Annotated in this window: 12 protein-coding genes; 7 read left to right on the top strand and 5 right to left on the bottom strand. The window is 52.9% G+C overall.

What is annotated here, in order from left to right; all coding sequences use genetic code 11:
• Positions 1–3 precede the first annotated feature (3 nt).
• Both AM410_RS19760 and AM410_RS19755 read left to right on the top strand, forming a co-directional pair.
• The gene (locus AM410_RS19760) at positions 4–2,184 is read left to right on the top strand and encodes a type I secretion system permease/ATPase (protein ID WP_073396740.1); all 2,181 of its coding nucleotides are present in this window, start codon (positions 4–6) and stop codon (positions 2,182–2,184) included.
• Positions 2,181–3,356: an HlyD family type I secretion periplasmic adaptor subunit gene (locus tag AM410_RS19755; RefSeq protein ID WP_020884204.1), complete on the top strand. Its 1,176-nt coding sequence runs from the start codon at positions 2,181–2,183 to the stop codon at positions 3,354–3,356. The genes AM410_RS19760 and AM410_RS19755 overlap by 4 nt, the downstream gene beginning before the upstream one ends.
• Positions 3,357–3,391: 35 nt before the next feature.
• On the opposite strand, the gene AM410_RS19750 is transcribed toward AM410_RS19755, so the two are convergent.
• A complete protein-coding gene (locus tag AM410_RS19750; RefSeq protein ID WP_014169985.1) occupies positions 3,392–4,276 on the bottom strand; it encodes a MarR family transcriptional regulator in 885 nt (294 codons plus the stop codon).
• Between the two features lie 290 nt (positions 4,277–4,566).
• Here AM410_RS19750 and AM410_RS19745 point away from each other — a divergent pair, with 290 nt between their 5' ends.
• Complete coding sequence (locus AM410_RS19745; RefSeq protein WP_073396742.1) at positions 4,567–6,030, top strand: EAL domain-containing protein; 1,464 nt, start codon at positions 4,567–4,569, stop codon at positions 6,028–6,030.
• Positions 6,031–6,062: 32 nt separating this feature from the next.
• Here the strand turns inward: AM410_RS19745 and AM410_RS19740 are convergent, their stop codons facing one another.
• Positions 6,063–6,335 carry a DUF883 family protein gene (locus AM410_RS19740; RefSeq protein ID WP_014169987.1) on the bottom strand — a complete coding sequence of 91 codons (273 nt, stop codon included), beginning with the start codon at positions 6,333–6,335 and terminating at the stop codon, positions 6,063–6,065.
• Positions 6,336–6,454: 119 nt separating this feature from the next.
• Positions 6,455–7,123, bottom strand: coding sequence for an epoxyqueuosine reductase QueH (locus AM410_RS19735; protein WP_032681052.1), 669 nt, complete (start codon positions 7,121–7,123; stop codon positions 6,455–6,457).
• A gap of 802 nt (positions 7,124–7,925) precedes the next feature.
• Between AM410_RS19735 and AM410_RS19730 the strand changes: the two genes are divergently transcribed.
• The 4 genes from AM410_RS19730 to AM410_RS19715 all read left to right on the top strand — a co-directional run bounded on the left by AM410_RS19730 (position 7,926) and on the right by AM410_RS19715 (position 12,310).
• Positions 7,926–8,729, top strand: a complete 804-nt coding sequence (locus tag AM410_RS19730) for a DUF6694 family lipoprotein (RefSeq protein ID WP_020884201.1) — start codon at positions 7,926–7,928, stop codon at positions 8,727–8,729.
• A gap of 300 nt (positions 8,730–9,029) precedes the next feature.
• Positions 9,030–9,305 carry a metal/formaldehyde-sensitive transcriptional repressor gene (locus tag AM410_RS19725; RefSeq protein WP_014169989.1) on the top strand — a complete coding sequence of 92 codons (276 nt, stop codon included), beginning with the start codon at positions 9,030–9,032 and terminating at the stop codon, positions 9,303–9,305.
• Between the two features lie 33 nt (positions 9,306–9,338).
• Complete coding sequence (locus AM410_RS19720; protein WP_014169990.1) at positions 9,339–10,457, top strand: S-(hydroxymethyl)glutathione dehydrogenase/class III alcohol dehydrogenase; 1,119 nt, start codon at positions 9,339–9,341, stop codon at positions 10,455–10,457.
• Positions 10,458–10,618: 161 nt separating this feature from the next.
• On the top strand, positions 10,619–12,310 hold the full coding sequence (locus tag AM410_RS19715) for a methyl-accepting chemotaxis protein (protein ID WP_025204238.1): 1,692 nt from the start codon (positions 10,619–10,621) through the stop codon (positions 12,308–12,310).
• 55 nt (positions 12,311–12,365) lie between these two features.
• Here the strand turns inward: AM410_RS19715 and AM410_RS19710 are convergent, their stop codons facing one another.
• Together AM410_RS19710 and AM410_RS19705 are read right to left on the bottom strand one after the other, a co-directional pair.
• Complete coding sequence (locus tag AM410_RS19710; RefSeq protein WP_047955586.1) at positions 12,366–14,747, bottom strand: glucose/quinate/shikimate family membrane-bound PQQ-dependent dehydrogenase; 2,382 nt, start codon at positions 14,745–14,747, stop codon at positions 12,366–12,368.
• Between the two features lie 282 nt (positions 14,748–15,029).
• Positions 15,030–15,953 (bottom strand): LysR substrate-binding domain-containing protein, encoded by a 924-nt coding sequence (locus AM410_RS19705; RefSeq protein WP_073396745.1) that lies wholly within the window; start codon positions 15,951–15,953, stop codon positions 15,030–15,032.
• Positions 15,954–16,038: the final 85 nt, after the last annotated feature.

The raw sequence follows: 16,038 nt of genomic DNA, 5'->3' as shown, positions 1-16,038 counted from the left end.
ATTATGAAGACATATCCACAGTACGAACCCTGGTTGCAGGGCATGCTCATCATCGCGAAGCACTATCGGCTGGACTTCTCGGCAGAGCATGTTCGGGTCACGATTAACCATGAAAGCCAGTCTCCACGCCAGCTGGTGCTGGAAGAGATGGCACGCCAGCTTGGGTTAGGGATGCGTATGGTGGCGGCCGACGCGGTCTCCCTCGACCCGTGGCGTTTACCTCTGCTTGCGGAATTTACCGGCGGGCAAATCGCGGTCATTAACCGCATGGACAGCGAGGGCAACGTGAGCCTGCAGTTCAGCGGTGACGGCGGCCTGGAGACGACGCTGACGCGTGAGGCGCTGTGCTCACGGTTGACAGGACTGCTGGTGCTGCGCCCGCTCGAGTCCACGCCGGATGCCCGGGTGGATGATTACATCAAACCGTATGAGAAAAACTGGTTCTGGCAGCTGGCCCTGAAGGACTGGCGACGCTACAGCGATATTATGCTGGTGGCGCTGGTCGCTAACGTCCTGGCCCTTTCCGGCATGGTCTTTTCCATGCAGGTGTATGACAGGGTGGTGCCCTCGCAATCGGAAGCCACGCTGTGGGTCCTGTTTGGCGGCGTGATGATCGCCATTGTTTTCGAATTCATCATGCGCATGCTGCGCGTGCACATTTCGGATGTGGTGGGTAAACGCGCCGACCTGCGTATTTCTGAACGCGTTTTTGCACACGCGCTGAGGATTAAAAACGGAGCCCGCTCTAAGTCAACCGGGTCGTTCATTGCCCAGATCCGCGAGCTGGAGTCGGTTCGTGAACTGATCACGTCCACCACCATTGCGGCCATCTCCGATCTGCCATTCTTCCTGCTGTTTGTGTTCATTTTGTGGATGATTGGCGGTCCGCTGGTACTGGTTGTCCTGCTTGCCGTGCCGCTGCTGCTTATCCCGGGCCTGCTGGTCCAGCGCCCGCTGGGCAAACTGTCCAGCGAAGGGATGCGCGAGTCCGCCATTCGTAACGCCACGCTGGTGGAAGCGGTTCAGGGCATTGAAGACATCAAGCTGATGCGCGCTGAACAGCGCTTCCAGAATCAGTGGAATAACACCAATGATGTTGCCGCTAACGTCGGCATGAAGCAGCGCTGGCTGACCGGGCTGTTGCTGACCTGGACGCAGGAGGTGCAGTCGATTGTGTATGCCGTGGTGCTGCTGGTGGGGTGTTACCTGGTTATCAGCGGGGACATGACCACCGGTGCGCTGGTGGGGACCTCTATTCTCGCGTCACGGACCATCGCGCCGCTGTCGCAAATTTCAGGCGTGCTCTCCCGCTGGCAGTCGGCGAAAGTGGCGCGTAAAGGACTCGACGATCTGATGCAGCGCCCGATTGACGATCCTCAGCAGGGCAAGAAGGTGCATAAAGCCCATCTGCGGGGGGATTATGCGCTGGAAGAGGTGGGGTTCTGGTACGACGATGAAGAAAAACTCACCGTTCTGAACATCAGCAAACTGCAGATTCGCGCCGGTGAGCGGGTGGCGGTGCTCGGACGCAATGGCTCCGGCAAAAGCACGCTGCTGCAACTGCTGGCAGGGATGCAGGAGCCTCAGCAGGGCAGCATTCTGCTGGATAATATCGCGTTGAACCACCTGGACCCGGCTGACGTGCGCCGCGACATGCAGCTGCTGAGCCAGCAGGCGAGGCTGTTCTTTGGCTCCGTGCGGGACAACATTCTGATGGGCAACCCGCTGGCCACCGACGATGAAATCCATCAGGCGCTGGTGAACAGTGGTGCGCTGGAGTTTGTCCGCAAACAGAAAATGGGGCTCAACTACATTATCAACGAAGGCGGTGCGGGCCTGTCCGGCGGGCAGCGTCAGGCGTTATTACTGGCTCGCGCCCTGATCACCTCTCCGAACATTTTGTTGCTGGATGAACCTACCGCCTGGCTTGACGAGATGAGTGAGAAGCAGTTTATCCAGCACCTTAAACCGTGGTTGGGCAAGCGCCGGACGCTGGTGGTCGCGACCCATCGTCTGCCTATTCTGGAACTGGTTGACCGTATCATCGTGCTGGAAAACGGCAAGGTGATCATGGATGGCCCGCGCGACGCAATTCTTCGGCAGCACGGTATGGCGCCGCAAAAAGCCTCACAGCGTACCGTGACCATGAAACCGACACCAGTAGCAGAGGAGGGCGTAGCATGACTGATTTCTCTCGCGTCAACAGCCGCCTGAAGGAGCCACGCTTGCCGCGGTCAACCTGGGTCGCCTGGTCGTTGTTCGCCCTGCTGGCGGTATTTATCACCTGGGCAAGCCTGTTCAGCCTTGATGAGGTCACCACCGGTAGCGGCAAGGTGATCCCCTCTTCGCACGAGCAGGTGATCCAGTCCCTCGAAGGGGGCATTATTCACAGTTTGCTGGTGCGTGAAGGCGACATCGTTGAGCGTGGTCAGCAGCTGGCACAGCTTGACCGGACGAAAACCGAATCAAGCGTGCTGGAGAGTGAATCGCGCCTGAATGCCGCGCTGGCTACCGCCTCGCGTCTGAAGGCCGAAGTGAACGACACGGCACTGGCTTTTCCGGCAGAGCTGGATGATGACGTTGAACTGGTCAAACAGGAAACGGCGCTGTATCAGTCTCGTCGCGAAAGTCTTGAGAAAGGGCTGGCGGGTTTACGGCAGGGGGCCGAGCTGGTGCAGCGTGAGCTGTCGCTGACCCGTCCGCTGGTGACGCAGGGGGCAGCCAGTAAGGTGGAGGTGTTACGTCTTGAGCGTCAAAAAAATGAGCTTGAGAACAAAATCACCGAGATGAAAAACCAGTATTACGTTCGCGCCCGTGAAGAGCTGGCGAAAGCGAACGCGGAGATTGAAGCGCAACGTTCGGTGATGAAAGGGCGTGAAGATTCGCTGACGAGACTGACCTTCAATGCGCCGGTGCGCGGGATCGTTAAGGATATCGACGTGACAACCGTGGGAGGGGTGATTCCGCCAAACGGCAAGCTGATGAGCCTGGTTCCGCTTGATGACCAGATGGTGATTGAAGCGAAAATCTCGCCGCGCGATGTCGCCTTTATTCATCCGGGACAAAAAGCGCTGGTGAAAGTGACCGCCTATGACTACTCCATTTACGGTGGGCTGGAGGGCGAGGTGACCATGATTTCGCCGGATACGCTTCAGGATGAGGTGAAAAGGGATGTGTATTACTATCGGGTCTATATTCGCACTGACAGTAACCATCTGACCAATAAACAAGGCAAAGCCTTCCCGGTGTTTCCGGGGATGATTGCGACCGTTGATATTAAAACAGGCAGTAAAACGATTCTGGATTATCTGTTGAAACCGCTTAATAAGGCGAAAGAGGCACTGCGGGAACGGTAAGCAAAGGGCGTTCGGGAAACCGAACGCCAGAAACATTATACCGTCGACGTTACGTTAACAACGTGGCGTCGTTCTTTAGGAACGACGTTGATATAGTGAGTCACATAGGCGAAGTATAATCCGGCATAGTTTTCGACCAGTTCTATAAACGCCGGGTAAATCGACATCTGGCCATCACCCTGATCTTTAAGATAACCCGCCTCTTGCGCCGATTTAATAATACGGTTGACGTGGATCCGTGAAACAAAAAATTCTTTAGCCAGTAAGTTGGCTGAATAAGGTATTACTGCGCCATGTGCGGTTTTATTTTTTATGGCCTGCAGGTAAAGATATAACATTATCATCCGCCCTCCGTCTTTATCAATAAACAATCCCACTTCAGGCAAAACCTTCCTGAACGTTAATCCCCTGAAAAGGTATTCCGCTGCGCGACGGAAAAAGTTATTTCGCAGGATGTCGTTATCCAGCAGATTAACGTTGATATTAAACTTTGGGAAAAGAATACTTACCGGCAAAAATGCGCCGGACATGTAGCGTTTAAGTTCATTGAGTCCCTTTTCAGTCGGTGCGATTCTCGTTTTGCGTCTGTCTTCACTGCAGCGCCAGGTCTTGATACGCCCGGTGGTTCTGAGCAAGGTGATGATCGCAATCACACTGTTGGGGCTGGCTATTTTATAACGGGAACATAATTCTTTAATTTCTGATACTGACTCAGCCTGATTTCCAAAGATAAAACAACACATGGAAAGAATAATGTTGAACCGTGATTCCTGAAGCATCGTTTTGTAGAACAAAGGTTGTTTTTTGTAGATGGCGTCATTAATGGTGTAGTGCTCTGTTATTGCCTCACTGAATCGCGGATTGTTTTTAATGACATCCCTTCGATGTAGCAAGGCCCTGGATGAGATATGATTATCCATAGCGTTTGTCTCTTATATGAATGAGCCGATAGATGAAGTATCCAGTCTTCTTTCGGATTTTTCATTATACCTTGAGATTGACATATTTACCGTTATTATTTGATGCGAATTTTATATTTATACTGCATATGGATACAGGCGGTGATTAACACAAAGATGTTCTCGTTAGTCACGTTGATAACGGTTTCTTAACCTGATGGTGTACTGTAAAATTATTATCAACAACAGGGTTTTTTATATTTTGTTACATTCACAAATGGGATATGTGTTTTTGTGCCCAGGAGCAGGTTATGACCCAAAATATTTCTTTCAGAAATGCTGCTTTTTATGAGCAAAAATTTGTCATCTCAACCTGCCATTTCACATTTCAGGGGTACAGTCTGTTGCTTAAACAGTACGGTATAGATGCTTCGCACGTTCGTTTTGAGGGGGATGAACCTTCCCGGCAGGATCTGGAAAATATCCTTATCAGTCAAAATGCTCAAATCTCGGTGTTCCTCGGCAAAGGTGTGGTCTCTCTCCTGGAGAGCCTGAAGCGACTCGCTTGCGTGCTAAATAAACTTCCTGTTATTCGAAAGGTAACCCTGTACGGGGAAATGCCGGATGGCTGGCTGTATCGAACGCTGGGGAATCTGTTAAATAATACTTTCCAGCTTTCATTGATTCGTATAGCCAGCGTGTCTGATGTTATGACCTGTTTTCGTATGCATAATGACGTATTTAAGGATAACTCACGTTCATTGCGTGACCAATACTGGGGGGTGTCTTATCAGGAAAACGTAAAAGGTTTAACCGAAAGAGAGGTAAGTGTTTTATTAAATTTTTATCGCGGAATGTCAGTAAAAGAGCAGTGTGAAAAAATGGGGCTGTCTAATAAAACGGTTTATACCCATCGTAAGGAAGGGGTGAAAAAATTACACCAGATCCGACGCTGGCTGAAAGATCCGCATGCCTTAAGAATGGAAGGAAGCACGGAACGGTTAACGCAAAAAGAAAGTCTCTCTGCCAAAGAGACGTCGGTTTATAATGCATTGCTAAAAAGAGAAATATTCCCTGCATATCAGATCATAACCGATCGTTATAAGAAAGGGGTGGGGTTTGAGATACTCATTCGCTGGAATAATAATGGTAAAATTATCAAGCCAGTTAATTTTCTTACTGATATTTCAAGCCAGGAAATATGGCTAAAAATTACTGCGCTAGTGATTCATGCTGCGGTGTCAGGTATTAATAAATATAACGGTAAATATTATTTTTCCGTCAATATCCCCCCGCGACTTGCCTCGGGTAATGCACTTCCCGACATGGCCAAAAAGGCTGTGGCGATGCTGCTCAATCCGCAGTGGGCCGACAAACTGGTCTTTGAATTTGCCGAAGATATTGATGTGACCAAGGATAGGACGATCCCAGAAACCATGCGGCGTTTACGCAATACCGGGTGCCGGCTGTTTCTCGATGACTGCTTTTCCAACCATCAAACCATGTTCCCGGTAAGGCAGGTGCATTTTGATGGATTAAAGCTTGACCGGGATATCGTCGAGCATTTTGTGGCGAATGATAATGATTATAATCTTATTAAAGCGATACAGATATACAGCGATATGACCGGCACGGATTGTATTGCTGAAGGGGTGGATAGCGAAGAGAAGTTTGAGAAGTTAGTCGCCCTTGGGGTTAAAAGCTTTCAGGGCTATTATCTGTCGCGAGCGGTGAAAGAAGACGAATTAGATCGCATGGTCAGATTGTTTAGCTAAAGCGCAAAAATAAAGCCCCGAAGGGCCTTTATTTATTTTCGACCCAGTAACAGGCCGAGAACAATACCTACCGCCCCCGCAGCAATTAAACCCGTCAGGGGATTGTTTCTCACCGCTTCAGTGACATCGGAAACGGCGTCGCTGGCCTGTGCGGCATATTTCTTGGCAGCACCTTTAACCTGATGCTTAGGGGAATCAACGAAATCGCCAAACTGCTGTTGGGCTGAGCCTGCCAGTTCATCGAGTTTATTTTTCGCTTTGTCTTCTGCAAACTGTGTATTTTTATCAGTATTGAAATCAGTCATTTTTGCCTCCTTGTGTTGATAGTATAAGGATAGCCTCTCTTTTGCGTTTTAAGGGACGCAGGGCGGAATTTGGCACAAAATCCTCCTGTTTTCGGATATATCTCTATGCCACAAACCCTTTATTTCTCATTCTCATCCTGGCCGTAATACAGTTTCCCAATCCGGATAAGCGGGCGGCCCTGAGACTTGCGGTGCAGGTTACTGTCCCTGAGCGAATACACGCACCCGCAATATTCCTGCTGGTAAAACTGTTCCCGCTTGCTTATCTCAATCATGCGCGAGGAACCGCCCTGTTTGCGCCAGTTGTAGTCCCAGTAGACCATCCCCGGATAGCGCGCTGCCGCACGCTGGCCGCAGTCATTTATCTGCTGCATATTCTTCCAGCGGGAGATCCCTAATGAACTACTGATGACGCGAAAACCATTTTCTGCCGCATACAACGCCGTGCGTTCGAAACGCATATCGAAGCACATGGTGCAGCGGATGCCGCGCTCGGGTTCCCATTCCATGCCCTTAGCGCGTTCAAACCAGTTATCGGTGTCGTAATCGGCATCGACAAACGGCACGCCGTGTTTTTCCGCAAAGCGAATATTCTCCTCCTTACGGATGAGGTATTCCTTTTGTGGATGAATATTGGGGTTATAGAAAAATATGGTGTAATCAATTCCCGAGGCCTGGATGGCCTCCATCACTTCTCCCGAGCAGGGGGCGCAGCAGGAGTGCAGCAGCAGTTTGTCGGCACCGTCTGGCAGGTTAAGTTGAGGGCGGATAAAGGGGGTTGTACTCATCGTATCAACTCTATGTGAATGAAATTTATTGAATTGTAGTCCCGTAATCGAAGAAAGTGAACGTTCAGGGCAGACCCCGGCGAACATAAGCATCCACGTTTCTTTTCTATGGCTCCGATCACGTCACCTCGTATTCCCCTAATCCTGCGACAACTCGCAGCAATCATGCATTGACCGAAGGAATAAATTCGACATAATTTATTTCCGTGGTGAATCCTCTCTGACGAGAGGGCGTTCCAGACTACTGCTGTCCGCAGGTATGCACGCGTCTTTGCTTATCTGGGAAGAGTCACTGGGATGCACCCGACACCACGATTTTTTCTTTAATTTTTTATCCCATTGGAAGGGTATAGAGTGCACAAGTTTAATTCCTCTCTTCTTGCGATTTTTTTGCTGACAGGTTGTAGTTCCGATCTGGTTCTCAGCCCACCTCAAAAACCTGAATACAAGGCTATGCCAGAGATAACCCAGTCTGTGACGCCATCCCAACAGCGTGCGATCATGGCTGGTGAGAGACCTGATTGGTCAGAAAGGACGCCAGTCGGCACCATGAAACGATATTGATAAATACCTAACGACCAGGGCTGCCATTCGGTGGCCTTTTTTATTGTGATGAATGCGCGGGATGTGATGGCTGCAGCCAAAACGCAGAAGGCATGGTGAAAACGCCCCTGCGCCTGGCGTTGATAATCACCAGACGTGTGGAATGCAACTGAATCAAGTTAATGTTCTATATGCTTATTTTATCAATGCACCAATTCCTGATAAGATTGTTCCTAATTTTTACTGATGGAATAGGGACATGAAAAAAATTGTTGGCGTGATATTACTTTCCTGCTTACTTGCCGGTTGCGATAAACCTAAAATTGACTCATCAACTGATGATGCAATGAAATCGTCTATAGCTAAAGTCAGAGAGTCACTTCCGGAGAATAAGCGGGAGGAGTTTGATAGCGCTCTGCAAGTTGTGGCATTCAGTAACATCAACATGGCTGATCTCATGCATGCCTCATCAGACAATGACAAAGAAGACCTCAGCAAAAAGATGCGCGAACCCCTGTCGGGAAAGACTGCTGAGGAAGTCATTTCTTATGCTCAGAAAGTAACAGCAGAGCGAGAGCTTAAGCAGAAAGAACAGGCAATTCAGGAAATTAAAACGCTAGAAAAGAAAAAAGCTGACTCAGATATGGCTAAAGAGGAGCTGAAGAAAATCCAGGTTTTATCAGCCAGATTTACCAGGGAGCCTGAGGCAGACGGTGAGCCACAACCCGTAATTAGACTGGTTGTAAAAAACAAGAGTGAAAACGTTATTTCCAGAGCCTACCTGCATGGAGTGATAGCAAGCAGCGGACACTCAGATCCCTGGTTGGAAAGTAAGTTCTTTTACGATATTCCTGACGGGCTTAAACCGAATGAAGAAGCTACATGGGCTCTGGCTCCGCCTAAAAATTCTGAATGGGGTCAACTTTATGCCCCAAGCGACGCTGTTTTCACTGTGACAGTCATGAGAGTAGACGGTACTGATAAGCGGGCGTTGTTTGATGCAACAATGTTTACAGAGGAAGACGGTAACAAGCTTGATGAACTGAAGAAAAAATACCCGTGATTTTTAGCTAAAAAAAAAATGACCCGCTTAGGCGGGTTTTTTTACGTCCGGAGGAAACGTGGCGACAGATATATTCACCTGGTGAACCCAGATACGGGCAGAAAGGGAAGTTTAGCCACACGGTTCGTTCTGCATCCTTTGGTCATGGTTATGAGCAAATCGCAGGAGATGAACTAACCCTGAGCAGCAATTCTGGCTGATGACCCTCTCAGCTAACTACACGATAACCACGTCAAACCTAATGTTTACATAAAGCTGCTTTCAAAGATACAATACCCCCCTATAGTATCAGGAGGGCGTATGCCGCATTCACCCGCAGATAAAAAACGTATTCTGACGCGCGTCCGCCGCATTCGAGGGCAGGTTGATGCTCTTGAGCGTGCACTGGAATCGGGCGACCCCTGTCTGGCCATCCTGCAGCAAATTGCCGCCGTGCGCGGTGCTGCGAATGGGCTGATGGGCGAAATGGTTGAAATTCACCTCAAAGATGAGCTGGTGACCGGGGAGACAACGCCGGACCAGCGGGCCGTTCGCATGGCAGAAGTCGGCCATTTGCTGCGCTCTTATCTAAAATAAACCCACAGACCTCACAATAAGGGAAGAGACATTATGAAATCTCGCGCTGCTGTCGCATTTGGCCCCGGCCAGCCGCTCAAAATCGTTGAAATCGACGTGGCTCCGCCGAAGAAAGGCGAAGTCCTGATCAAAATTACCCATACCGGCGTGTGCCATACCGATGCGTTTACCCTTTCGGGTGACGATCCTGAAGGCGTGTTCCCGGCGGTACTCGGCCACGAAGGCGGCGGGATTGTGGTGGAAGTCGGCGAGGGTGTGACCAGCCTGAAGCCGGGTGACCATGTGATTCCGCTGTACACGGCAGAATGTGGTGAGTGTAAGTTCTGTAAATCCGGCAAAACTAACCTCTGCCAGGCGGTTCGCGCTACTCAGGGTAAAGGTCTGATGCCAGACGGTACCACTCGCTTCTCCTATAACGGTGAGCCGATCTATCACTACATGGGCACCAGTACCTTCAGCGAATACACCGTGTGCGCGGAAATTTCGCTGGCGAAAGTGAACCCACAGGCGCCGCTGGATAAGGTTTGCCTGCTGGGCTGCGGCGTAACCACCGGGATTGGCGCGGTGCATAACACCGCAAAAGTGAAAGAGGGCGACACCGTTGCGGTGTTCGGTCTGGGCGGTATCGGTCTGGCGGTAATCCAGGGGGCGGTGCAGGCGAAGGCGGGTCGTATTATCGCTGTCGATACTAACCCGGAGAAATTCACACTGGCAGGCGAAATGGGTGCCACTGATTTCGTGAACCCGAAAGACTACGATAAGCCGGTTCAGGATGTGATCGTTGAGATGACCGATGGCGGCGTTGACTTCAGCTTCGAATGTATCGGTAACGTTAACGTGATGCGCTCCGCGCTTGAATGCTGCCACAAAGGCTGGGGTGAGAGCATCATCATTGGCGTTGCCGGTGCGGGCCAGGAGATCAAAACCCGTCCATTCCAGCTGGTGACCGGCCGTGTGTGGCGTGGTTCAGCGTTTGGCGGCGTGAAAGGGCGCACCCAGCTTCCGGGCATGGTGGAAGATGCAATGGTCGGGAAAATTCAGCTCGACCCGTTCATTACCCATCGCCTGCCGCTGGAGCAAATCAACGACGCGTTCGATTTGATGCACGAAGGTAAGTCCATCCGTACCGTGATTCACTTCGGCGACAAGTAACTCTTCTGCCAGCGGTTTTTTTGCCGCTGGCGTTTCCTGCATAATCTTCTCTAAAGTGTGACCTGCCTTGCGCTTTTAGCCGTAAGCTAATCTCCAGCCGTGCCGATGACTATTTTACAGGCGTGTTTTTACGCATCTTACCTACAAGAGAGTCGACGGTCATGGACAACACAACAACGATGCAGGCGCAGCGCACGCTGAGCTTTTTGCATCATATCAGGCTGGTTCCGCTGTTTTCCTCCATTCTCGGTGGCATTATTTTGCTGTTCGCCTTGAGCTCAGGTCTGGCGGGCTATTTCCTGCTGCAGGCAGACGCCGATCAGCAGGATGTCACATCAGAAATTCAGGTGCGTATGGGGCTGTCGAACAGTTCTAACCATCTTCGCACCGCGCGTATCAATATGATCCACGCTGGCGCGGCCAGCCGTATCGCCGAGATGGATGCAATGAAGCAGAACATCAGCGAGGCGGAAAAACGTATTAAGCAGTCTCAGGATGGCTTTAATGCGTACATGAACCGCCCCGTTCGTACGGCGGAGGATGAAGCGCTGGATGCCGAACTGAAAACACGCTTTGACGCCTATATCGCGGGCCTTCAGCCGATGGTTAAATTTGCCAAAAACGGCATGTTTGAAGCGATCATTAACCATGAAAACGAATCCGCGCGCCCGCTGGATGACGCCTATAACGCCGTCCTGCTGAAGGCGATTAAGATCCGTACCGACCGGGCCAATGCCCTGACGGCGCAGGCGCACAGCCGCACGCAGCTGGGCCTGATGTTTATGGTCGGGGCGTTTGCCCTGGCGCTGGTGTTGACCGCGCTGACCTTTATCGTACTGCGCCGCACGGTCATCAATCCGCTTCAGCGTGCTGCTACGCGAATCGAGAACATTGCGAAAGGCGACCTGACGATGCCGGATGATGTCGCCGGGCGCAGCGAAATTGGCCGACTGACGCGCGACCTGCAAACCATGCAGCACTCGCTGGAGACCACGGTTGGCACCGTACGCCAGGGGGCGGAAGAGATCTATCGCGGAACCAGTGAAATCTCGGCTGGCAACACCGATCTCTCATCCCGTACCGAACAGCAGGCGGCCGCCATTGAGCAGACTGCCGCAAGTATGGAACAGCTGACCGCGACGGTGAAACAGAATGCCGATAACGCGCACCATGCCAGCAAGCTGGCGGAAGATGCCTCCGGTAAAGCCAGTCGTGGCGGCCAGATGGTCTCCGGCGTGGTGAAAACGATGAGCAATATCTCCACCAGTTCGAAGAAGATCTCTGAGATTACTGCGGTGATTAACAGCATTGCGTTCCAGACCAATATCCTGGCGCTCAATGCGGCAGTAGAAGCAGCGCGTGCGGGTGAACAAGGACGCGGCTTTGCGGTGGTGGCGAGCGAAGTGCGTACCCTGGCGAGCCGAAGTGCAAATGCCGCGAAAGAGATTGAAAGCCTGATCAACGAGTCGGTTTCCCTGATCGATCAGGGTTCCGGTGAAGTGGTCGCCGCGGGCAACACCATGAACGACATCGTCGATGCGGTGAAACGCGTCACCGATATTATGCTGGAGATTGCCGCCGCCTCCGACGAGCAGAGCCGCGGTATCGAGCAGGTCAGCCAGGCGATTTCGGAGATGGACAAAGTGACGCAGCAGAACGCCTCACTGGTGGAAGAAGCCTCTGCGGCGGCGGCCTCCCTGGAAGAACAGGGTGCACGCCTGACCGAGGCAGTCGGGGCATTTCGTCTGAGTGGCGCAAAGCCTGGCCGTTCAGTCTCGTCTGCGCCAGCGGTGAAAAACGCACCTTTACGTCCTGCGCCTGCGGTGTCGGGTGATAACTGGGAAACGTTCTGAGTCGTCAGGGTAAACGGGTGAAAAAAAGGGACCGTCAGGTCCCTTTTTTATTGCGTTACTGCTTATCCGGCAGCGCGTAGGCAATCACGTAATCACCGCGATCCGGCGACTGACGGGCACCCCCCGCGTTGATGATGATGTACTGTTTACCGGTTTTCGGTGAAACATAGGTCATCGGTCCGGACTGGCTACCGACCGGCAGACGGTCTTTCCAGATCTCTTTTCCGGTGGCGGTATCAAACGCGCGCAGGTAGAAATCCTGGGTGCCGGCAAAGAACAGCAGACCGGACTGGGTAGCGAGTGACGCGCCCAGGGTCGGCATACCGATTGGGATCGGCATATGCATGCGAATGCCAAGCGGGCCAGTATCTTCCACCGTACCAACCGGAACCTGCCACACCAGCTTGCCTGATTTCAGGTCAACGGCTGACATGGTGCCAAACGGTGGCTTCTGACACGGAATGCCCAACGGCGACAGGAAGCGTTCACGCATAGCCCCGAACGGCGTACCGTCCATAGGCACAATACCCATCTCGATGCCGCTGGCGTTTTTCGCCACGTTGGCACGCGGTACCATGTAGTTTGCCAGTCCCAGGCGCATATCGTTAACGAACATCAGGCTGTTGTTCGGGTCGATTGAGACGCTGCCCCAGTTCATCCCGCCGAGGGAGCCCGGGAACTGCAGGGAACGGTCGAGACCCGGTGGGGTGAAGACGCCCTGGTGACGCATCTCTTTAAACTGAATGCGGCACAGCAGCAGGTCGACTGGCGTCGCCCCCCACATATCCGATTCGGTCAGCGTCTGGTTGCCAATCATCGGCATGCCAACAGAGTACGGTTGGGTCGGGGAGTAACGTTCACCTTCAACATTACCGGCCGGTACCGGGCGCTCTTCCACTTTCGCCACGGGCTTGCCGGTTTCGCGGTTGAGCATAAAGATCATGCCCTGCTTGCTGGTCTGCACCAGCACCGGCGTGGTGCCACCTTTACCGTCGGGTAAATCGTACAGCAGCGGCTGGGAAGGGAGATCAAAGTCCCACAGGTCGTGGTGGGTGGTCTGGAAATGCCAGCGCACCTGACCGGTGGCGGCGTCCACCGCCACGATGGAGGAGCTGTACTTGTCATCCAGCGCCGTACGCTCACCCGCCCAGAAATCTGGCGTGGCGTTGCCGGTTGGCAGATAGATCAGGTTCAGTTTTGCATCGTAAGACATGGCAGACCAGACGTTCGGCGTGCCGCGTGTATAGGTCTGTCCTTCCGGTGGGAGGCCGGTCAGCTGCGGATTACCCGGATCCCATGCCCATGCCAGCTTACCGGTATGAACGTCATATGCACGCACGACGCCCGGCGGTTCGCCAGTGGAGAAGTTATCCGCGATACGACCGCCGACCACCACCACATTCCCCGCGACCAGTGGCGTGGAGGTCTGCTGATAGTAACCCGGTTTGATTTCCCCCATCCCGATGCTCAGGTCAACGGTGCCACGATCGCCAAAGTCTTCACAGACCTTGCCGTTATCTGCATTGATGGCTATCAGTCGCGCATCGGTGGTCGGCAGGAACAGACGACGAGGGCATGCCGCAGGCTGTGCATCTGCCTGTGACGTTGTCACGCTGCTGTGATCTTCAAAATAGCCCAGACCGCGGCAACGCTGCCAGTTCGGTGCCGAGGCTTTCGCGTCGTAACGCCATTTTTCTTTACCGGAGTCGACGTCCAGCGCCAGGACTTTACTGTACGGCGTACAGACATACAGCGTGTCGCCAATTTGCAATGGTGTGTTCTGATCTTCCGCACCGGAGCCGTTGCTCTGAGGAATATCCCCCGTGTGGGCAACCCAGGCCACCTTCAGATCGTTCACGTTTTGTTTGTTAATTTGATCGAGGGCGGCGAAGCGGTCACCGTGGGTGGTATTGCCCCAGTGCGCCCAGTTTTTCTGCTCCTGACCCGGTGCGACCGGTTTTACCGGTACCGGCTCATTCGCCGCCACCAGCGTTTGCGGCTTGAACATCCAGCCGAGGCTCACCAGCATCACGACCGCCAGAACGGCCGCGACGCCAAACGCCGGTGCTTTGTTCGGGGCGTTGTGGTTTGCTGCGCGCATAAACGGCCAGACGATGGCACAGAGGAAGGCCAGCACGGCAAACGTAAAGAGGCGCGAGAAGAGCGGCCAGAAATCCCATCCGGCATCGCTGACGGCCCAGAACAGCGAGGCGATAAACGCGATGCCATAGAGGACGATCCCGCTGGCGCGGTTGATGAAAATCAGGACGGCGGCAATCACCATCGCCACGCCCATGATCAGGAAGTACCCACTTCCGCCTACGGTAACAAGCTTTAAACCTAAGCCGCCAACAGCCAGACCGATGAGCGTCATCAGTCCGGCAAGGAGCCACTGCAGGATACGGGGTATCCCACGTGGCGCGCTGCCAAATGCCATTTCTGTCTCCTTTAAATCCCCCGCGTTGCGGAACGGTGCCGAATATGTACCAATTGGGTAATAATCGCGGAGGGGGATGAGGTTTTATACGGTTTATCCGCATCATGTGCGGTTGAATTCCTGTTTAACAAATAGCATGCGAACCATTTGGTGAATTCGCGGCTATGATAAAACTGTTAAATTGTTTTACGCAATTGTTAATGGATGATTTCGCATTTTTTGACCACAGAAACAAAAAACCCGTCGACAGGACGGGTTAGTTGTTGAGGTTGTAAAGGCGTCTCAGGCAGGCATGGATTTGCGGATGGCGCTGAGCAGCGTCTGCGCACCCGGGGAGAGCGGGGTATCCACGCGGGTTAGTATGCCGATAGGTTCGCCCGCACCTGGCGACGTCACCGGCAGTGCGGTAAGCGTGCCCTGGCGGAGATCATCTTTCACCGCGCCGGAGGGAACGAACCAGACGTAGTCATAATCCACCGTAAGCTGGCGCGAAAGCGAGGCCGACAGCGTTTCGATGCAACCTGAAGGCAGTGAGCAGCCCTGCATCTGCAGCAGTGTCTCGGCGTTCTGACGCGGAACGGTGCCTTTTGGGGATACTACCACCGGCCACTCCATTACGCGGCTTAACGTCACCGTATCCTGCAGCAGGGGGTGACCGGGACGCACGACCAGCTTCAGGGATTCCAGGAACAACAGCTCGTAGTTAAGCCCGCCCATAAGCTCGGGGTCGGACATGCGCCCGATACCGAGATCCAGTTCGCCGGATTTTAGCCCGGCGAGCAGCATGGTGTTATTCATGGTGGCAACCTGAATAGTGGTATGCCGCTGATGTTTGTGGAACTGCCCAATGACCGGAGGCAGAATGCCGAGTGCCGCCGTTGGCAGGGCACCCACGCGCACAATCTCCGTGGCGTGCTCCTCTTTGCGGTTGAGCGACTGTCCGGCAGTATTCAGCGCATCGAGAACCTTGACGGCGTGCTTTAGGAATTGTTCACCCACGAGGGTGAGTTGTGCCCCCAGCCGACCGCGGTCGAAGAGACGGGTTCCGGTGAGTTGTTCCAGCTCGTTCAGCGTTTTGGAGAGCGCAGGCTGGCTTAGGTTGAGAGTTTCAGCCGCTCGCCCCAGCGTTCCCTGTTGAGCGACGGCCACAAATGTATGCAAATGGCGCAAGCGTATGCGCTGACTGAACAGACCATTTTTTTCCATAGGCGATGTTAAAAACAGAGCGATGCGGGTGACAAGCTAAGTTGTTTAATTTTGATAACTTGATAGCAAAATATTTTTAACATTT

The organism is Enterobacter cloacae complex sp. FDA-CDC-AR_0164 (genome assembly GCF_003071645.1).
GTDB classification, from domain to species: domain Bacteria; phylum Pseudomonadota; class Gammaproteobacteria; order Enterobacterales; family Enterobacteriaceae; genus Enterobacter; species Enterobacter ludwigii.
This window is presented reverse-complemented; position numbering and strand designations above follow the sequence as displayed.